Source organism: Streptomyces sp. NPDC001270 (assembly GCF_042896695.1).
Lineage (GTDB): Bacteria > Actinomycetota > Actinomycetes > Streptomycetales > Streptomycetaceae > Streptomyces.
On sequence record NZ_JBIAXM010000016.1, the window covers coordinates 64,147 to 81,870 of the forward strand.

The 17,724-nt window shown below is 71.3% G+C and carries 19 protein-coding genes; 12 read left to right on the top strand and 7 right to left on the bottom strand.

Features of this window, described 5'->3' with window-relative positions; all coding sequences use genetic code 11:
• Positions 1 to 180 precede the first annotated feature (180 nt).
• From ACFY2B_RS26055 to ACFY2B_RS26065, 3 genes are all read right to left on the bottom strand, one after another.
• A complete protein-coding gene (locus ACFY2B_RS26055) occupies positions 181 to 720 on the bottom strand; it encodes a GNAT family N-acetyltransferase (protein WP_390765491.1) in 540 nt (179 codons plus the stop codon).
• A gap of 229 nt (positions 721 to 949) precedes the next feature.
• Complete coding sequence (locus tag ACFY2B_RS26060) at positions 950 to 2,137, bottom strand: hypothetical protein (RefSeq protein WP_390765492.1); 1,188 nt, start codon at positions 2,135 to 2,137, stop codon at positions 950 to 952.
• 189 nt (positions 2,138 to 2,326) lie between these two features.
• Complete coding sequence (locus tag ACFY2B_RS26065) at positions 2,327 to 3,370, bottom strand: NAD(P)-dependent alcohol dehydrogenase (protein ID WP_390765493.1); 1,044 nt, start codon at positions 3,368 to 3,370, stop codon at positions 2,327 to 2,329.
• A gap of 182 nt (positions 3,371 to 3,552) precedes the next feature.
• On the opposite strand from ACFY2B_RS26065, the gene ACFY2B_RS26070 reads away from it, so the two are divergent.
• The 5 genes from ACFY2B_RS26070 (at position 3,553) to ACFY2B_RS26090 (ending at position 5,822) form a co-directional block, all read left to right on the top strand.
• Positions 3,553 to 3,696, top strand: a complete 144-nt coding sequence (locus ACFY2B_RS26070; RefSeq protein ID WP_390765494.1) for a hypothetical protein — start codon at positions 3,553 to 3,555, stop codon at positions 3,694 to 3,696.
• A 55-nt stretch (positions 3,697 to 3,751) separates the two neighbouring features.
• Entirely contained in the window at positions 3,752 to 4,249 is a 498-nt protein-coding gene (locus ACFY2B_RS26075; protein WP_390765495.1) for an ATPase, read from the top strand.
• Positions 4,246 to 4,587 carry an ArsR/SmtB family transcription factor gene (locus ACFY2B_RS26080; protein ID WP_390765496.1) on the top strand — a complete coding sequence of 114 codons (342 nt, stop codon included), beginning with the start codon at positions 4,246 to 4,248 and terminating at the stop codon, positions 4,585 to 4,587. Before ACFY2B_RS26075 ends, ACFY2B_RS26080 begins: the two co-directional genes overlap by 4 nt.
• A 39-nt stretch (positions 4,588 to 4,626) precedes the next feature.
• A complete protein-coding gene (locus tag ACFY2B_RS26085; protein WP_390765497.1) occupies positions 4,627 to 5,397 on the top strand; it encodes a DUF899 family protein in 771 nt (256 codons plus the stop codon).
• 125 nt (positions 5,398 to 5,522) lie between these two features.
• Positions 5,523 to 5,822 carry a hypothetical protein gene (locus ACFY2B_RS26090; RefSeq protein WP_390765498.1) on the top strand — a complete coding sequence of 100 codons (300 nt, stop codon included), beginning with the start codon at positions 5,523 to 5,525 and terminating at the stop codon, positions 5,820 to 5,822.
• Between the two features lie 8 nt (positions 5,823 to 5,830).
• On the opposite strand, the gene ACFY2B_RS26095 is transcribed toward ACFY2B_RS26090, so the two are convergent.
• The gene (locus ACFY2B_RS26095; RefSeq protein WP_390765499.1) at positions 5,831 to 6,703 is read right to left on the bottom strand and encodes an SDR family NAD(P)-dependent oxidoreductase; all 873 of its coding nucleotides are present in this window, start codon (positions 6,701 to 6,703) and stop codon (positions 5,831 to 5,833) included.
• A gap of 55 nt (positions 6,704 to 6,758) precedes the next feature.
• On the opposite strand from ACFY2B_RS26095, the gene ACFY2B_RS26100 reads away from it, so the two are divergent.
• A complete protein-coding gene (locus tag ACFY2B_RS26100) occupies positions 6,759 to 7,406 on the top strand; it encodes a TetR/AcrR family transcriptional regulator (RefSeq protein WP_390765500.1) in 648 nt (215 codons plus the stop codon).
• 767 nt (positions 7,407 to 8,173) lie between these two features.
• A complete protein-coding gene (locus tag ACFY2B_RS26105; protein ID WP_390765501.1) occupies positions 8,174 to 8,758 on the top strand; it encodes a TetR family transcriptional regulator in 585 nt (194 codons plus the stop codon).
• Positions 8,759 to 9,040: 282 nt separating this feature from the next.
• Here the strand turns inward: ACFY2B_RS26105 and ACFY2B_RS26110 are convergent, their stop codons facing one another.
• Positions 9,041 to 11,014, bottom strand: coding sequence for a carboxypeptidase regulatory-like domain-containing protein (locus tag ACFY2B_RS26110; RefSeq protein ID WP_390765502.1), 1,974 nt, complete (start codon positions 11,012 to 11,014; stop codon positions 9,041 to 9,043).
• Positions 11,015 to 11,107: 93 nt separating this feature from the next.
• Between ACFY2B_RS26110 and ACFY2B_RS26115 the strand changes: the two genes are divergently transcribed.
• Complete coding sequence (locus tag ACFY2B_RS26115) at positions 11,108 to 11,611, top strand: MarR family winged helix-turn-helix transcriptional regulator (RefSeq protein ID WP_390765503.1); 504 nt, start codon at positions 11,108 to 11,110, stop codon at positions 11,609 to 11,611.
• 55 nt (positions 11,612 to 11,666) lie between these two features.
• Here ACFY2B_RS26115 and ACFY2B_RS26120 read toward each other — a convergent pair whose 3' ends face one another.
• Positions 11,667 to 12,428 (bottom strand): DeoR/GlpR family DNA-binding transcription regulator, encoded by a 762-nt coding sequence (locus ACFY2B_RS26120; RefSeq protein ID WP_390765504.1) that lies wholly within the window; start codon positions 12,426 to 12,428, stop codon positions 11,667 to 11,669.
• Between the two features lie 69 nt (positions 12,429 to 12,497).
• Between ACFY2B_RS26120 and ACFY2B_RS26125 the strand changes: the two genes are divergently transcribed.
• The 3 genes from ACFY2B_RS26125 to ACFY2B_RS26135 all read left to right on the top strand — a co-directional run bounded on the left by ACFY2B_RS26125 (position 12,498) and on the right by ACFY2B_RS26135 (position 15,011).
• Positions 12,498 to 13,742: an MFS transporter gene (locus tag ACFY2B_RS26125; RefSeq protein WP_390765505.1), complete on the top strand. Its 1,245-nt coding sequence runs from the start codon at positions 12,498 to 12,500 to the stop codon at positions 13,740 to 13,742.
• A gap of 255 nt (positions 13,743 to 13,997) precedes the next feature.
• Positions 13,998 to 14,552 (top strand): hypothetical protein, encoded by a 555-nt coding sequence (locus ACFY2B_RS26130; protein WP_390765506.1) that lies wholly within the window; start codon positions 13,998 to 14,000, stop codon positions 14,550 to 14,552.
• A 36-nt stretch (positions 14,553 to 14,588) separates the two neighbouring features.
• Positions 14,589 to 15,011, top strand: coding sequence for a hypothetical protein (locus ACFY2B_RS26135; protein WP_390765507.1), 423 nt, complete (start codon positions 14,589 to 14,591; stop codon positions 15,009 to 15,011).
• A 381-nt stretch (positions 15,012 to 15,392) separates the two neighbouring features.
• On the opposite strand, the gene ACFY2B_RS26140 is transcribed toward ACFY2B_RS26135, so the two are convergent.
• Complete coding sequence (locus ACFY2B_RS26140; protein WP_390765508.1) at positions 15,393 to 16,310, bottom strand: LysR family transcriptional regulator; 918 nt, start codon at positions 16,308 to 16,310, stop codon at positions 15,393 to 15,395.
• 122 nt (positions 16,311 to 16,432) lie between these two features.
• Here ACFY2B_RS26140 and ACFY2B_RS26145 point away from each other — a divergent pair, with 122 nt between their 5' ends.
• Entirely contained in the window at positions 16,433 to 17,647 is a 1,215-nt protein-coding gene (locus ACFY2B_RS26145; protein WP_390765509.1) for a YbfB/YjiJ family MFS transporter, read from the top strand.
• Positions 17,648 to 17,724 lie beyond the last annotated feature (77 nt).

Genomic DNA, 17,724 nt, shown 5'->3' on the forward strand with positions numbered 1-17,724 from the left:
AACGTTATCCGAAACATGGTTCGAAGGCCCGTCGTCCGGGACGGTTGGCCTTGGTCCAAAGGACCCGGGTCTCGGCTGTGTCGATCCTCGGTCGGGTTCCCTCGGCCACACGGGAAGAGAAGACCTGTGCGGCCGCTGTCACCTCACGGCCGCGGAAGACGCCTCTCGTACCGTTGCAGATCAGGCTTTCGCAGGAGTGCTCGCGATCGCCCCCGGTGGGCGCGTCATGAAGACGTCGATCGGGTCCTGGGCCTCCACGACGAATCCGTGGCGCTCGTAGAGCCGACGGGCAGCACTGCCCTGGAGGACGTTCAAGCCCACGGTCATGCCCTGTGCGTCCGTTCGCTCCAGTACCGTGCGCAACACAGCGGAACCGAGACCTCGGCCCTGACAGTGCGGAGCAAGGTAGAAGTGCTCCAGCCACTGCCCGCCCTCGGCGGGCCGGACCGTGACGCATCCTGCCAGTTCACGGTCGATCATGATGATCGACGTGTGCTGCGGGGAGAAGGAGTCCCGCAGCCGCTGCCGTACCCGGTACCCGTCGTAGCGCCCAAGACGTTCCAAGTCCGCACGCATGACCGTGGCTCGCAACTCCGCGATCACCTCGATGTCCGCTGCCACCGCGGAACGCAGCATCCAGCCCGTGGCGTGCGCCGACGTGGTCCGTGCGGGCACGGCCCCGCCCGATCCCGTACCGTTCCCCGTCCACCCGGCATCCATGGCCGGAGTATTTCAGTCCGCCTGCCCTGAACAGGCACGTGGGCATCCCCGGCGAACTGCCCCGTCCACCGCGACCTCGATCGCGGAACGGGTAGGTGGCGGACGGCGGCCACACCTCCGCCGCGCTGCTCGACACCGTCGTCCGCACCCGCCGCATCCGCGTGGTCGGCGCGCTCCGGCCCAGCCCAGCCTGACGCGGACCGGCCCCGGCGCATCCACGAGGAGTCCGTCAGGTGGCGTTGATGTCGAGTTTGCCGATCTTGTTCGGCGTGAGCAGGCCGAACCAGATGGCGCCGGGCTGGTGCGGGTTGATGTCGCAGGGGTAGGAGGCCGACGAGGGGGTGGGCCACATCGTGACGTCGCCGGTGCGTGGGTCGAGCCGGGCGATCTGGTAGCCGAGTCCGGCTGCGGCGGGGAAGCTCACCGACGCGTAGATGTTGCCGTCGCTGCCCTCGGCGACCGGTCCGGGTGAGGGCAGGGGGTTGCCGATGCTGCCCTGGCCGAGCCCGTTGAGGACGCTGGTCAGGATGCCGGCTGGGCCCGCCAGGGGGTACTCCCTGATGTGGCCGGTGCGCGGATCGATCCGGGCGAGCTTCATGCCCAGTGACTCGCCGACCCAGATGGAGCCGTCCGATGCGGTCCGGACGCCCACGGGGAAGGACGCGGGCGTGGGCATGGTGTAGCGCGTGAACTTCTTGGTGTCGACGTCGATCGTGGCGACCTGGTTCATCTGGGGCAGGCCGAACACGATGGTCCGGCCGGGTCCCGGCTTGATGATGCCGAACAGCGCGTGCACCTGCCCCAGAATCTCACCGGGCACCTTGTACTTGGTGAACTCGCCCGTGTGCGGGTCGTACCGCCCGACGGAGTTCAGGCCGCCGAGCGTGAACCACAGGGCGTTGTCCGGTCCCCAGGCGATGTCGTTGGCCAGGCCCAGTCCCGTGTGGAGGGGAATGCCGAGGAGCGAGGTGGCGAACGCCTCGGCCCAGGGCAGCGGTACCTCGGTCATGCTGCCGTCGCGGGTGTCGACGCGCAACAGGCTGTTGCCGGTGACTTGCGGCATCCACAGGTACCCGTCGCCGTCGAGGTCCATGCCGCCGGGCATGGACAGCGGCATCGGCGTGTCGAAGTTCGTGAACTTGCCCGTCGTGGTGTCGAAGCGTGCGATCTGGCTGCTGAGGTACTGCTCCACCCACAGGTTGTTGTGGTGGTCGAACTCGACCTCGCACACCCCGCCGACGGGTAGTGACGAAGGAACCGGGCCGTACTCGGTGATGGGTGACTGCGCCGTCGCCTCCGGAGCCACCAGCAGCGCGCCTGTGAGTGCTGCCGCCGCGGCGAGCGTACCGAGGAGGGCGTGCCTGCGCCTGCCCGGCGTTCGCCCGGCCCTCGCCGCAGAATCCGTTGTCCGGTTCACTCCGCCCCCTTCGTCCGGCCTGTCACTGACTGTACGTCAGATCTTGCCCGACCGGCGCACGACGGCACCGATGGCCGGTTCCGATGACGAAGCCGTCGAGGGCACGGGCCGCTACCGGAGGCGTGTGCGGCGAGGCCGACCTGGACGGCATCGCCCATGGGTTCAACCATCGCCCCAAGCTCGGGCCGATCAGTCCAGGTCGGACATGTCGAGCACGAAGCGGTGGCGGACGTCGTTGCGTTCCAGACGGTCAAGGGCCGTATTCACCTGAGACGACGGCAGCAGTTCGATGTCGGCGGTGATGCCGTGTTCGGCGCAGAAGCGCAACAGGGCGGCGGTGGACGGGCGGCCGCCGCTGCCGGCGGAGCTGAGGTGCTTGCGGCCGATGAGCAGGTCGATGGTGTCCACGGTGACCGGCCCGAGGTGGCCGAGGTGGCTGAGGGTGCCGTCCAGGGCGACCGTGCGCAGGTAGGGGGTCAGGTCGTGGGGGGCGGAGATGGTGTCGATGACCACGTCGAACCGGTCTCGGACGGCTCCCAGCTGCCCGGTGTCGGTGGAGACGACGAATCCGTCTGCGCCGAGGCCGTGTGCTTCGCCGGCCTTGTCCGGGGTGCGGCTGATGACGGAGGTCGTGGCGCCGAGCGCGACGGCCAGTTTGACGGCGAGGTGCCCCAGGCCGCCCAGTCCGGCCACGGCGACCGTGCTGCCCGGGCCCACCCCAAGGGCCCGCAGGGGTTCCCAGACGGTGACGCCGGCGCAGAGCAGGGGGGCTGCCGCGGCCGCATCGAGGCCCGCGGGCAGGTGATAGGCGAACTTCTCGCGTACGAGGTGTTCGCGGGAGTAGCCGCCCAGGGTGGTCGCTCCGTCCTGCCGGTCGCTTCCTCCGTAGGTCAGGGTCGGGAAGTCGCGGCAGAAGTTCTCCTGGCCGGCCTGGCACATCGGGCACATCCCGCACGAGTCGACGATGTTGCCGACGGCCACGGGGTCGCCCGGGGCGAAGTCGGTGACCGCGCTGCCGACCTCGGTCACCGTGCCTGTGAACTCGTGTCCCGGGACCAGGACCCCGTCCGCGTCGCTCTTGTGCGCGTGCACGGCGTGCAGGTCGCTGTGGCAGACGCCGCAGTAGTCCACGCGTACCGCGACATCGTCCGGGCGCAGGTCTCGGCGTTGGAGGGTGGCGCGGCGCAGCGTGTGCGTCGTGGGGTCCGCCTGCCAGCCGGTTGTGGTGCGCATCGCTCTCCTTAGACAAACTGTTCGGTCTATTTGAGTCTAGGCGGACTGGGGTGTGAAACCGGCGACCTCGCGCAATCGGGGGTCGCGTATTCCGCGGCGCGGGAGCTCGTGATCACCGTGAGTGATTGCAGGGGGCGTTGTGGCGCCAGGTTCCCCCGGCTCCTTCGGCAAGGCGGGCGGTGGTGTCGTTCATGATCCCGCTGTGGTTCGCGGGCGTTGAGGCGCGTGGTGTGCAGTCGTCGCTGCGGTGCGCCGGGTTGCGGCGCAGGGTGGTGCTCGACGGCGCGACGCAACTGCAACCGCCGGGTTGCGGTTGCGGGGTCTGATGTGCAACCGTTGGGTTGCGGATGGATGCGCGGGAAGCATCCGAGGGAGGAAGCCATGAACGACACCACCTGCACCGACGCCGAGCTCACCGAGCTTGACCGGATCGCCCGGCAGATCGACATCGACGCCCCGGCAGAGCGGGTCTGGGAGCTGGTCGCGCGCCCCGGCTGGTATGTCAACGACGGCGCGGTCGAGGCCGACCCGGACCTGTACTACGAGGGCGACGTGGCCGTGGTGCGCCATCCGACGCTGGGCGAGTTCCGGTTCCGGACGGTGACGCTGGACAAGCCGCGCTACGCCGCGTTCCGCTGGATCGGTACCCCATTCCGGGATGAGTCGACGCCCTCGACCCTCGTCCAGTTCTGGATCGACGAGCGGGACGGCGGCGGGGTGACGCTGCGCGTCGTCGAGAGCGGATTCTCCGGCCTCGCCGACGACCCGGCCGCGTGGCTGAAGGAGCGCGAGGGCAACGACAAGGGGTGGCTCGCCGAACTGGAGGCCGCGAAGGCGTTCGTCGAGAAGACCGCGCCGGCCCCGACGACGCAACCGTGACCGCCACTCTCCCCGTCGTGTGTGCAGCGCTCGGCGACCCGATGCGCTGGGAGATCCTTACCCGGCTCGGCGAGGGCCCCAAGTCGGCGTCCACGCTGGCCCGGGTGCTGCCGGTGAGCCGACAGGCGATCGGCAAGCACCTGGAGGTGCTGCGCGAGGTCGGGCTGGTCGAGTCCGAGCGGCGCGGGCGCGAGGTCGTCTATCTCGCGGTCGGCGTCCGGCTCGGCGCGCTGGCCCGGGAACTGGATCGGATCGGCCGCTCCTGGGAGACCCGCCTGCTGCGGCTCAAGGAACTGGCGGAGCGCCCCGGCCCGGCAGCCCCAGAAGCCTCGGACTGACGCAAGACGACTGATGACCTACGACGATTGGACACGATCGTGACCGAGCACGACAGCAGGAGGGTGGACCCCGGCCGCGCGCCGGCGCTGCCGCCGGTGGCCGACCGGGCCGTCTTCCAGGCTGAACTGGACAGGCTGCGAGTCCGCGAGAAGGCGCACACCCGGGAAGGCGACGCGATCGCCGCGGCCCGGCGCCGGCTGCCCATGGTCGAGGTGGCCGCCGACCTCCAGCTGACCGGGCCGGACGGGCCGGTCACCCTGCTCGACGCGTTCGAAGGGCGCCGGCAGCTCATCGCCTACTACTTCATGTGGCACGACGGCCACGACGCGGCCGGGCAGTGCGAGGGCTGCACCTGGGTCACCACCCAGGTGCAGGAGCTGTCCTACCTGCACTCCCGCGACATCACCTACGCGGTCTTCTGCCAGGGCCCGTACGAGGAAAGCCGCCGCTACCGCGCATTCATGGGCTGGGAGGTGCCGTGGTACTCGGCCCTTCCATCGCATGACGAGCTCCTGGTCGGACGCCACGTCGGCATGATGCACCTGGTCTGCTACCTGCGCGACGGCGACCGCGTCTACGAGACCTACTGGACGACGCTGCGCGGGGTGGAGGCGACGGACTACAGCTACGCGCTCATGGACCTCACCGTGTACGGACGCCAGGAGCTGTGGGAGGACTCGCCCCCCGGCTGGCTGCGTGGCCAGGGAACACCCGCCGACCACGTCGGCCTGCGGAGCAACGGACGTCCCATCCCCCAGTGGTCCCGCATCGAGGCCGGGCGCTCCGACGACCTCACGCCTCAACCGTGACGGCACAGCCGGCTCGCAGTCCCGGGTGGTTGACGATCAGCCGCCGGTTGTGAGATACGCGTCAAAGGGGCAACGAGATGATCTTGAAGCCCTGAGCGACCGGCCCGTCACCCTGCGATGAGCATGTGCTGGCCCTGCTGCTGATGTTGACGTCGTACCGGCGCATGGGGCGTTTCCCGGCGGACGACGCTGTTCAACCGGCTGAAGAAGCCCGCCAAGGCCCGACCTGGTCACACTTCAAGAACCTGACCAGACGTCTGGAATGGCTGGACGGGCTCGGCGACACCGATGTGTGGATGGACGGCGTCGCTGCGGGGAAGATCACCGACTTCACCGGGGAGGCGGACGCAGCGGCACGACCCGGTACCGTCCCGACCAACCGCCATCGGTGGCCGCACCACGACAGGGGGCGGAGCTGGGTGTGAGGTCCTCGTCAAGCGACGGCTCCCTTCGGGTGGTGGCGGCGCAGGTTGGCGGCGAGCATGCGGTCGAGCGTGCGGTCGGACAGGATCCGGACCAGGCGGGTGATCAGGGCGGCGTCCCGGCCGGCGGTGTAGCGGGTGCGTGGCTTGCGGGTTGTCACGGCCTTCGCGATGACCCGGGCGGCGGCGTCGGCGGTCAGGCCCGATGCGGTGCCCGTGGCCATCAGTTTGTTGTTCGCCTGGACCAGGCTGCCGTAGCGCTCGTCCTGCCCTGGCGTCATCCGGACGGCCAGATCGTTCGCCGCCTGGATCCCGCGGGCGGCCATCTCCGTGCGAACGCCGCCGGGCTGGACCACGACCACCTGTACGCCCAGCGGCGCGACCTCACGGCGGAGCGAGTCGCTGACTGCCTCCAGGGCGAACTTCGTGCCGGCGTACGCGCCGTATGTGGCCATGGCGACCGTGCCGCCGACCGAGCTGATGTTGATCACGCGGCCCTTGCTGCGCAGCAGTGCGGGCAGGAGCGCCTGAGTGACGGCGATGTGGCCGAACAGGTTGACTTCGAACACCCGCCGCCACTCCGCGAGTGGCAGGGCTTCGACCGCGGCGTTCACCTGGATGCCGGCGTTGTTCACGAGCGCGTGCAGCGCGCGCGAGTCGCCGGCGACGCGCGCGGCGAGTGCCTCCACCTGCTCGGGCTTGGTGATGTCGAGGATGACCGGCTCGATGCCAGTCGATCGGATGGAGTCGGCGTCACGGACGCGTCGCACGCCGGCCAGGACGTGGAATCCCTGACGGGCCAGTTCGCGGGCGGCCGACGCGCCCAGGCCCGTGGAGGCGCCGGTTACGACGATCAGCTTCTGGGTTTCAGATGACGTTGTCACCTGAGCTACGTTACCAATTCAGATGACGCCGTCAACTGAATGTACGATGGGTGCCATGGTCACCCGTGCGGAATCCGCCGCCCTCACCCGCCGCGCTCTGCTCGACGCGGCCGCCGAGCTCCTTGACCTCGGCGGCCCCGAAGCCGTCACCCTGCGCGAGATCGGCGCGCGGGCAGGCGTGACGCGGGGAGCGCCGTACCGGCACTTCATGGGCAAGGACAGCCTGCTGGATGCCGTCGCGACCGAGAGCTGGGAACGGATCGGCGACCAGATGCACGCCCTGCGGACCGACCCGGCCCTGCCGGCCTCCGAGAAGCTGTGCGGCGCTCTCCGCGCCCTCATCGGCGTCGGCCGGGACCAGCCGTACAGGTACCAATTGTTGTTCAAGCGGCTCGGGCACGGTCCGGGAGAGCGCGGCGAAGGGCTCGACCGCGTCATGCGCCAGCTCTGCGGACCGGAGGGCGACTCCGCCGCAGCCATCCGCGCCTCAGTGCGCTTTCAGGACGAGTTCCTGGCTATCGTCGCCGCCCTCGTAGGGGAGCGGAACGCACGCCACTACGGAGCCCTGCTACTGGCCGGCGCTCACGGCATCGCTGACATGGAACTCAGCGGCCACCTCGGCGAGGACACGTGGCGCACCACCGCCGACGAACTCGTCGGCACTCTCGTCCGCCTGGTCGCGGATACCGGCGAAACGACATAGCAGCGCCCACGCCCCGTCGACAGCAGCCTCCCCGCCCCTGGGTCGGCGGCGGCGACCAGTTCATTCAGTTGCTGGTCGGTCAGGTCATCCGCGGCCATCACTTGGTGACCCCCTGCCCTCGTCGGGGCGCGAGCACCAGCCCGCACGCGGATCGGCCTGTTGCTGAACACCCGAGTCCCAGCCGAGGTGCAGCGGCCAAGGCAAGCCGCTGGAGGGGCAGCAGCTGATCTCGGTCTTCCTGCCCTGCCTGGCGGGTGAGGCGTTTCATGGGTGGTCCCTGTGGCAACACCGCGCGACGAAGACGTTTCGGCAGGTCGCAATGTTTCACGTGCCGTTTCCTTCCTCTTGATCGGCGAAACGCACCTCTGAAACACCCGTGGGGCGAGACCCGACCCGCACAAGCTCGTCGAAGCGCACCCCTGCCCGATGTCCACCTGCCGGGCCCCGGCCGGCTCCCCGTGCCGGACCACGGCGGGGAAGGCGGCCCTCACGTACCACGCCGCCCTCTTCCAGCTCGTCCCCGCACTCCGGTCCGAACTGCACGTTGCCATCCCAGCCGTGCGCCATCCCGGCTCGCTCCGGACCGCCCTGCCGGCCGTGGAGCCTGCGGCGACATCCACGCCGATGGAGGTCCGCCTCGGCTACGCCCGCGTCTCCACCCGGAGGCAGGAGATCCCGTCGCAAGTCGACGCTCTCGGAGCCTCCGGGGGGATCGCCGAGACTGTCCCTCCCGCAAACAAACTGGTCGGTCTGCTAGCCTGGAGATCATGTCCGACCAGCCATCGAGCGCGCGCGGAGCCGCGACATACCGGCGGATCATCGACGCCGCCACGCAGGAATTCGCCCAGTACGGCATCGCCGGGGCTCGCATCGAGCGGATCGTCGCCGCCGCTCAGACCAACAAGGCCCAGCTGTACGGCTACTTCGGCAACAAGGAACAGCTTTTCGACGCGATCTTCTTCGCCTCACTGGAGCGCATCACCAACGTCGTCCCCATCGAGGTCGAGGATCTGGCCGACTGGGCCGTGCGCCTCTACGACGAGTACCTCGCCCGTCCCGATCTCATCCGCCTCGCCACCTGGGCCCGCCTGGAGCGGCGCCCGTCCGGGCATCTCGTCGCGGGGCAGCGCTACGACGATCACAAGCTTCGCGTCATCGCCGAGGCCCAGGCCGCTGGGCGGGTCAGGCCGGGCGACCCCTTCGACCTGATGGCCATGGTCATCGCCATGTCCATGGCCTGGTCGCCGGTGAGCAACGTCTACGCCGCCACCGCGGCGGAGCCCCCGGAGGTACACGATCAGCGGCGCGCCCTGTTGCGGGACTGCGTTCGCCGCGCCGTCGCCCCTGGATGAGCAGCGTTTGTCGGGCCGTGAGCTGTGGCCCGTTCCCTCTGGTGCGAGCGGCACGGCCCGGTTGCCCGGCCGCGACGGGCGGATGACCGACGCCACGGTGGTCGGCGTACGGCAGGAGCCGGGGCGGCACGGGGCCCGGACCGTCACCGCGGCCGGGCGGCTCCCGCCCCGTCCGGCGGTGCTCCCGCACCGGAGCCAGGGCAGATGGCTTTCCGTGCCCGAGCCCGGCAGATTCCGCACCCGGGTCAGCCCGAGTCCGGCAGATGGCTTTCCGCACCCGGGTCAGGCAGGCGGCTGCTCGAACTCGACATCGTGCAGGGCTCGGTCTCCGGAGGTGACGCGGATCGAACCGACGGCGGGTGGGTAGCCGGTGGCGATGATCGTGTAGTCGCCGGGAGGCAGGCCCTCCACGGTGCAGCCGCCGTCCGCGCCGGTGAGCGCGGTGACGATGGCCTTGCCGTCGGAGTCGACGTCCATGATCCGGGCCTCGCGTACCGGCCGGCCGTCCGACCCGGACCGCGCCGTGCCGGTCAGCAGGGCGTTCCCGAGCAACTCGACGTCCTGCCGTACGGCTGCGTTCCGGGCCGGCGTGACCGTGGTGGCGGTCGGCCGATGGTTCTCGGCGCTGACCACCAGCGTGGAGCTACCGGTGCTCGGACCGGGCAGCGCGAAGCCGCCGTCCGCGCCGGTGAGCGCGGTCGCGAGCACCTCACCGTGCCCATCGGTCAGCGTCACCGCCGCACCGGCGACCGGGGTACCGGGTCCGCTGACCGAGACCGAGCCATAGAGCCGGCTGCTGCCGGTGAGCACCAGGTCCAGCGCCGACGGGCCGTTGATCGTGACGGTGGATGCCTGCGGTTGGTGGGTCCCGGACGAGGTGACCAGGACGTAGCTGCCGGCGGCCGGGACGGCCGGCCCGTACCGGCCCGAGCTGTCGGTGAGCATGCCGGCCACCTGGCGGCCGTGCGGGTCGATCAGCGTCAGCGTCGCGCGGTCGATAGGTGTGCCGTCGGCGTCGGCCACGGTGCCCCTGAGCTGGTGTTCCGCCCCCGCCCGTAGGGCGGCTCCGCCGGTCGCCGCCGTGCCTGGCACCCGGGATCGCGGCAGGTCCGAGGGCGGAGCCGCGGTCCGGGCGTGCGGGGCGCCCGCTGCCGCTACGCCGTCGGCCACGGTCCCCGGCACGGCGCGGCCGGGCTGCGCGGGGGCCGCGGGGGGTGGGGCGGAGCTGCTGTGGGTCACCATCATGAACACCACCGCGACCGCAATGCCGACGACCGTCTCCAGGGCCCGGTCCCGCAGGAGTACATGGACGGGCGACGGCCTGACGAGTTGGATCATCATGAGCGCGAGGGTCGTGATGAACACCACGCCCACGCTGTAGTTACGGCTGACGGACAACTCGGTCAGCACCTGGAACACGGCGACCAGGATGATCGCTCCTATGCTGTCGAGGCCGAGTTGCAGCAGGAACCCGGCGACCGCGAGCCCGACGAACGTACCGATGATGCGGTGGCCGGCCCGCAGCACCCGGTCGGGGGTGGACAGCGCGGCCATCGGGACCACCGCGGTGACCGCGGCCCAGTACGGGTGGCCCATGCCGGACGCCGTCGAGATCGCCCCCGCCGCTGCCGGCGCGAGCGTGCATCGCATCAGGTGCCCGCCCACCCCGGGGTGCCGCAGCGCGTGGCGCAGCCCGGGCGTGGGGATCGCCCGGCGCTGCGTCAGCCGTTCCGGTCTGTGCAACCCGGCCACGGTGGTGGCCGCGATGGCGAACAGCGCGGCTCCGGCGCAGACGAGGGCTGCCGTCCCGAGCGACCTGGGCGTCGAGGGGACGACGGAACACGCCCCGACCGCGAACGCTTGCAGCAGCGAACCGGGCGGATGCAGCCGGACCGCGTCGGAGAGCACCGTGATCACGCCCGACCACAGCGCCAGGATCGGCACGACGAGCCAGGTCCGGTCCGCCGAGAGCGCGACCGCGAGCCCGATCAGTACCGAAGCGGTGAATGTGGCACCGGCGATCGCCTGTGTCCCGAGCTTGACCCGCTGCACTTCGACCCGGCCGTACAGCGCGGTGAACGAACCGAACGTGGAATACAGCGACAGATCGAGGTGCCCGGTGGCCCACAGCACGGCGAGCGGTACGGAGACCGAGATCCCCACCCGGATCGCGACCAGCCCGTCACCACGGTGGTACGGGCCGACGGCGATCAACCGCCGTGGATGCGGGAGTACCGCCGCGGCGCCCTCGATCATGGATGCCTCCCGTCAACTTTACTTCACTGGTAAATTACTTCCAGTGTTGTCAGGGAGAAGATGAACTGTCAACCGAAGGTGTGGAGGAGGACAATGCCGGGCCGCCACGACCACGACAGCGTCGACGAGATCATTGACCGCTGGCGGGCCAAACGGCCCGAGCTGGACCTTTCGCCGATCGCGATCATCGGCCGGATCGTGCGCGCCGCCCGGCTCGTCGTGCTCGCCAGCGACGAGTACCTCGCCGAGTACGGGCTCAGCCGGGGAGAGTTCGACATCCTCTCGGCACTGCGGCGGTACGACGAACCCCTGACGCCGAGCGCGCTGACCGCCGCGGTACTGGCCTCCCCGGCGGCGACGACCAAGCGGCTGCACTCACTCCAGTCCCGCGGGCTGGTGGAGCGCAGCGTGAATCCGGACGACCGGCGCAGCGCCCTCGTGCGGATCACCGCGGAGGGCACCGCCACCATCGACCTGGTCATGCCCGCACAACTGGCCGTCGAGGCGGAACTGCTGACCACGCTCGACGACGCGGACAACGCCGCGCTGGCCGACGCGCTGCGGCAACTGCTCGCCGCATGGGAACGACAGATCTGACCGCGCGCGTCACCCGCCGCTGCACCGGACGCGCTGGGGCACATCGCTACCGCGGTCAGGCGGTTTTGACGGTGGTACCGGCGGATTCGAGTGCGGTCACCTCGTCGGCGGGTGCGGTGGTGTCGGTGACAAGGGTGTGCAGGAGGGTGGAGGGGCCGATGTGGGCGTAGGCGGTGCGGCCGAGCTTTCCGCCGTCCGCGGCGGCGATGGTGCGGTGGGCGGAGGTGATGCTCGCCTTTTTCACCGCGGCGTCGTCGAGGTCGTAGGCGGTCAGGCCGTCGGCCGCGCTCAGTCCGCAGCAGCCGATGACGGCGGTGTCGAAACGCAGGGCTGCCAGGGAGGCGAGGGTGAGGGGGCCGGTGAGGGCTCCCTCGGCGGCGCGGGGCTGCCCGCCGGGCACCACCAGCGTGGCGGGGCCGGGTGTCTCGCCGAGCAGGTGGATGGCCTGTAGGGACAGAGGCATCACGGTGACCGGCCGCTCGCGCAGGAGGCGGGCGACCTCCAGACACGTGGTGCCGCTGTCCAGCACGACGCTCTCACCGTCGGCGATGAGCGCGGCGACCTCGGCGGCGATCCGGCGCTTGGCGTCGACCGCCTCGTGGGCGCGCAGTGCGAAAGGGGGCTCCTCGCCCCTGAGCAGCAGGGTGCGTGCCCCGCCGCGGACGCGTTCGAGGACGCCCTGGGCGGCCAGGGCGTCGAGGTCGCGCCGGATGGTCATCTCCGAGGCCCCGGTCAGCTCCGCGAGCTCCTGGACCGTGGCGCCGCCGGAGTCCCTGACGGCCTTCGCGATCAGCCCGTGCCGGTCTGCGTTGCTCATACCGGGATTGAACACCACCGGAAAACGAACACGCAAGGTGTTCATTAGTGCGCCTTCCGAAAGCAATTTATGTTCGTTACGGTAGGTGGCGTGAAACCTTCGCTTCGAGCCGCCCGTCTGGCGACCTACATCTACTTCGTTCTGTGCGGCACTCTGATGGGCACCTGGGTGGTGCACATCCCGGCCGTCGAGGAACGCGTGGGCATCAGCCACGCGACGCTGGGCGGCCTGCTCGTGCTGCTCGGACTCGGAGCCTTCACCGGGATGCAGGTGGCCGGGAGCCTCACCGACCGCCTCGGCGCGCGCATCGTGGTGCCCGCGGGCGGTGTGCTGTGCGGCGCGACCCTGGTGCTGCCCGGTCTTGCCCGAGATCCGTGGACCCTGGCAGGCGCACTACTGGTCTTCGGCTTCTGCAACGGCGCCCTGGACGTGAGCATGAACGCCCACGCCGTGCACGTGGAGAAGGCGTACGGTCGGCCCGTCATGTCAGGCTTCCACGCCACGTTCTCCGTCGGCGGTGTCCTCGCCTCGCTCGTCGGAGCGGGTGCCGCGAGCGCGGGCCTGAAACCGGCCGCGAGCATGGCCGCCACGGGAGTCGTGGGCATCGTGATCGCCCTGGCGTCGGCCCGCGCCCTGTTGCCGGCTGCCTCGGTCGCCGCCGTCGCCGCCGGCACCGGCTCCGCGGCGGCGACCGAGGCAGCACCGGCGGTCACGCTCCGCAGCACCAGGCGGCTCGTCCGGCTCCTCGCCGTCCTGGCGCTGATGGTCATGCTGTGCGAGGGCGCGGCCAACGACTGGAGTGCTCTGCACCTGAAGGACGTCCTCGGTGCGCCCGCCGGCACCGCGGCCTTCGCCTACGGCACCTTCGCGGCGGCCATGACCATCGGCCGGCTGCTCGCCGACCGCCTCGTCGCCCGGTTCGGTTCCATGGCGATCCTGCGCCACGGCGCGGCCACGGCCGCCGTCGGCATCACGATCGTGGCTCTCGGCCCTTGGACCTGGGCCGCGTTCGTGGGCTGGGCACTCTTCGGGCTGGGCCTGTCGGGCTGTGTCCCGCAGCTGTTCAGCGCGGCCGGGCACGCCGACCCCGCGGCCGCCGGCGCCAACGTCTCCCGCGTCGCCGGGCTCGGCTACGTCGGTATGCTCGCCGGTCCCGCCGTCATCGGCTGGCTGACCCACTTCGTCCCCCTCAACCACGCCTTCGTCCTGCTGACCCTGATGTGTGTGACCACCGCTGTGGCCGCCGGGATCCTGCGCACCGGATCCGACCCCGACCGCACGCGCCAGGGCGAGATGGCACGCAGCGTCCACTGACCGCTTGTGCGGCACGGCCCTGACACCGTGCCGCACAAGCCCCCGTCTCACAGGCCACCAGGGCCAGGCACGCGATCCTCCGCCAGGGAACCCACCGCTCCCGCCGCCCCGGTGACGACGGGCACCGCGCCTCCTCGGTGACAACCCGCCTGCTTCGGTCGTGCCGCCGAGGCCGTGGCACGTCCGGAGAACCGTGCCCGGTCCGCCGGGCGTCCTTGCCGGGAACGGACCCGGAACGTACAGAAGGCTCGCCCCATGCCCACACAGCACGACCGCACGGAGCCGCCACCGGCCGGCGGGAGCCCGGAACGCGGCGTCACCGCCACCGCGTTCGCCGTCCTGCGGCGGCATCGGGGCACTCTCGCGGGTGCGACGGTACGCGTCGTCGGCCTGTCCGGACTGGCCGGGCTGCTGATGACGGCCGCGATATTCGCGCTCGCCTGGCCCCTCTTCACCCGTATGCGGAACCAACGCACCTGGTACCACCAGATCGAGGACCCCTACCTGCACGACCACACCGACCTGGCACTGGTCGCCCTCTGCACGCTCCCGCTCTTCCTGCTCCTCCTCGGCACCGGCAGCGCGGCCTTGCAGACCGTGTGCTCCCGGACGGTCGCAGCGGGGCTACAAGAACCCCCGCAAGGGGACCGGTCACCTGCCACGGTTCCCGCGCGGCTGCGACCGGTGCTCACCGTGTACACGCTGCGCGGCCTGCTCGTATGGTCCCTGCCGCTGCTGGTCGAAGCCGTGGCGAACAGTCTCACTGGCTACCAACTCGACACCCCGGAGCCCCTGGAACGCGGATCGTGACCCTACACGCTCGTCGCGGCCTCCCCTGCGGCCGCCGTGTTCGTCGCCGTGCTGCTGTGCCTCGGGCTCACCCTCGCCCCGGCCGCCGCGGCCGGTGGCCTCGGCCCCCGCGCGGCCCTGCGTCGTTCCTGGTCGCTGACGTGGACGCGCGCCGGAACGGCCCGCGTCCTCGCCCTCGCGCTGCCGCTGACCGCGCTCACCGCCGGGTTGGTCTGGCTGGTGACGCAGCTCGCCCTGCCGCTGCGCCCCCTCGTACGCACCCTCCTCGAACGGGCCACGGGCAACTTCTTCGCCGCGTATTACGCCGGCATTCTCGCCCCCGTCATCGTCGGCATCCTGGTCACCGCGGCCGTGACCCTCCCCCTCACGTGCACGGCCTTCGCGGCCCTCCACGACCACCTGCGCTCGCCCCGTACCGCTCCGCCACGCACCGGGAACACGGCGGACTCGGCCGTCTGACACACGTGAAGAACCACAGGCCGCGCCAGCCGGTCGGCGGCCGAAGCGTTCGGCGGCGCAGCCTGAGGATCCGTGAACTGCCGCAGACGAGGAGGCAATTGCGCACTCAACGCACGCGCACACGCGATCTCCCGCTCGGCCACGGCCGCGGCCTCATCGGACGTCGGCGTGTGCCGGACGGCCTGGGCCAGTGCTCGGGAACGCACGGCGGTGACCCTGCTCGGGCAGATCTCAACTCGGCTTCCGTGCGTCCGGTGTGCAGCCGCCAGCAGGCGTCGGCGATGGTCTGAGGCTGGGAGTCGTGGCCGCCCTGGCCGATGTAGGCGGCGATCGCCACGTGTGCGGCGTGGACGCCGGTACCGGAGAGCGCGGCATGCACTGCTATGCCTCCTGCGTATGCATGCAGGTCGTGGCGGCCTCGCGGGCCGCGGCGAGGAAGTGGCGGATCAGGCTGGACGGGGTGCCCGCGGTGGGGTCCCAGGCGAGGCGGACCGGGATCGGCGGGGCCCCGGTCAGGGGGAGGAAGCGCAGCGAGGGGTGGTGGATGCGTCGTTCGGCGGCCGTCGGGACGATGCCGATGCCGCGCCCGGCGGCGACCGACTCCAGCCACTCGTCGAAGTTCGCGGTCTCCACGAACTGCCGGGGGCCGCCCCCGTGCGGCCAGGACCAGGGGCCGGTGGTGCCGCTGGCGGTGTTGACGACGAGGGTCCAGTCGCGGGCGTCCCTCCAGTCCAGGCGGTCGGCCGAGGCGCTGGTGCCGGACGACAGGTCGTCGCGGGCACGAACGGCGACGCGGGTCTCGTCGTACAGGTGCAAGATCCGCACACGCGGCTCGACCGGCCGGGTGCCGCGCAGCAGGGCGACGTCGATGCTCCGGCGGTCGAGGGCGGCACAGGGGTCGTCGCAGCGCACCAGCTCGACCCGGGTGCCGGTGTCGCGTTCGAAGCGGGCGATGGTGCGCTGGGCCCAGGGGTCGGGCAGCAGCCAGCTGAAGCCGAGCCGCAGGGCGGATTCGCGGCGCGCGGCGGCGACAGCCGCGTCGAAGGCGGACAGGGTGCGCTCGGCATGGAGGAGGAACTCCCTGCCGGTGTCGGTGAGGTGGACGGTACGGGAGGAGCGGTCCACCAGGCGCACGCCGAGAGCCTTCTCCAGCTGGGCGACGGTGCGGCTGAGGGCCGGCTGGGTGATCAGCAGTTCCTCGGCGGCCCGGGTGAAGGAGCGGTGCCGGGCAACGGCGGCGAAGGCCCGCAGATGCCGCAGCTCGATCCCGGAGGCTCCGGCCGGACCGGGCGCCGTCATCCTCGCCCCGTTCCATACCCATGGCGCATGGATGCAGCGTAACCGGCATTTCCAAGCAGGGCGCGGGCGCTCTAGCGTTGTGCGAAGCCGTCCCGCACGGGACGTCACGAGAGTTGGTGATCATGCCTGAGCTGTCCGCATCACCCGACCGGTGCCGCCGCGGGTCCCGGCCGCAGACCGCCTCGCCGTGGCCGACCGCGCTGCGGGGCGCCGCGGCCCTGGCCGCCGCGATGGGGGTGGGGCGGTTCGCGTACACGCCGATCATGCCGCTGATGCACACCCAGGCCGGGATGTCGGACAGCCTGGGGGCCGCGCTGGCCACCGCCAACTACGTCGGCTACCTGGTCGGCGCCCTGCTCGGGATCGCCGTCCCCGCGCTGCTCCGCTCGGCGGCCGGGCTGCGTGCCGGGCTGCTGGTCCTGGCGGTGAGCCTCGCCCTGATGCCCCTCACCCACGACGGCGCCGCCTGGTGGGCACTGCGGCTGGTGGCGGGCGCGGCCAGCGCCGTCGTATTCATGATCGCGACGAGTGCCATGCTGGCCGGTCTCGCCGCGCACGCCGAGCACATGACCGGCTGGGCCTTCGGCGGGGTCGGCGGGGGAATCGCGCTGTCCGGGCTGGCGGTGGTGGCGGTGCAGCAGGTCGGCTCCTGGCAGGCGGCCTGGTCGGCCTGCGCCGGGCTCACCGCGCTGTTGACCGCTGCCGCCTGGAACCTGGCGTCACGAGGCGCGACCGCCGTGGCCCCCGCCGCCGCGGCGGGGGCCGAACGGCCGCGCACCCAGCGCTGGTTCGCGGCCCTGCTCGCCAGCTACCTACTGGAGGGCATCGGCTACATCATCGCCGGGACCTTCCTGGTCGCCGCCCTCCAGCAGGGTGCGCCCGGCTGGATCGGCAGCGGTGCCTGGATCGTCGTCGGCCTGGCCGCGCTGCCGTCCTGCGCGCTGTGGATGCGCCTGGCCCGGCGCATATCCCGCCCGGTCCTCCTCATGATCGCCCTGTCTCTCCAGGCCGTCGGCATCGCCCTGCCCGCCCTGTACGCCGGCAGTGGCCCCGCGCTCGCCGCCGCCGTCCTGTTCGGCGCCACCTTCATGGGCGTGAGCACGATGGCCCTCGCCATCGGTACCCATCTGCGTATCCCGCGTGCCATCGCCCTGCTCACCACCGGCTACAGCCTCGGCCAGATCCTCGGCCCCCTGCTGGCCGCACCGCTGCTGCGGCACGGATACCACTCCGCGCTCCTGCTCGGCGCCGCCCTGGTGCTCGCGGCCGCCTGCGCCGCGGCCGCCTGCTGCATTCGGTTCCCCCACCACCTCACCCCCCACGCCCGGACCGCCTGAACCCCGGCGGGCTCACGGCGGAGGCCGCGGTGCTGCCCTGGCTCGGACTGCTCATCCCGCAGATCGCCCGGCCGGTC

Bases quoted from the DNA above. Each gene is read 5' to 3' on its own strand.
- ACFY2B_RS26055 (WP_390765491.1), bottom strand. From the start codon at position 720: ATGGATGCCGGGTGGACGGGGAACGGTACGGGATCGGGCGGGGCCGTG.
- ACFY2B_RS26065 (WP_390765493.1), bottom strand. From the start codon at position 3,370: ATGCGCACCACAACCGGCTGGCAGGCGGACCCCACGACGCACACGCTG.
- ACFY2B_RS26075 (WP_390765495.1), top strand. From the start codon at position 3,752: ATGAACGACACCACCTGCACCGACGCCGAGCTCACCGAGCTTGACCGG.
- ACFY2B_RS26100 (WP_390765500.1), top strand. From the start codon at position 6,759: ATGGTCACCCGTGCGGAATCCGCCGCCCTCACCCGCCGCGCTCTGCTC.
- ACFY2B_RS26105 (WP_390765501.1), top strand. From the start codon at position 8,174: ATGTCCGACCAGCCATCGAGCGCGCGCGGAGCCGCGACATACCGGCGG.
- ACFY2B_RS26110 (WP_390765502.1), bottom strand. From the start codon at position 11,014: ATGATCGAGGGCGCCGCGGCGGTACTCCCGCATCCACGGCGGTTGATC.
- ACFY2B_RS26115 (WP_390765503.1), top strand. From the start codon at position 11,108: ATGCCGGGCCGCCACGACCACGACAGCGTCGACGAGATCATTGACCGC.
- ACFY2B_RS26120 (WP_390765504.1), bottom strand. From the start codon at position 12,428: ATGAGCAACGCAGACCGGCACGGGCTGATCGCGAAGGCCGTCAGGGAC.
- ACFY2B_RS26125 (WP_390765505.1), top strand. From the start codon at position 12,498: ATGTTCGTTACGGTAGGTGGCGTGAAACCTTCGCTTCGAGCCGCCCGT.
- ACFY2B_RS26130 (WP_390765506.1), top strand. From the start codon at position 13,998: ATGCCCACACAGCACGACCGCACGGAGCCGCCACCGGCCGGCGGGAGC.
- ACFY2B_RS26140 (WP_390765508.1), bottom strand. From the start codon at position 16,310: ATGACGGCGCCCGGTCCGGCCGGAGCCTCCGGGATCGAGCTGCGGCAT.
- ACFY2B_RS26145 (WP_390765509.1), top strand. From the start codon at position 16,433: ATGCCTGAGCTGTCCGCATCACCCGACCGGTGCCGCCGCGGGTCCCGG.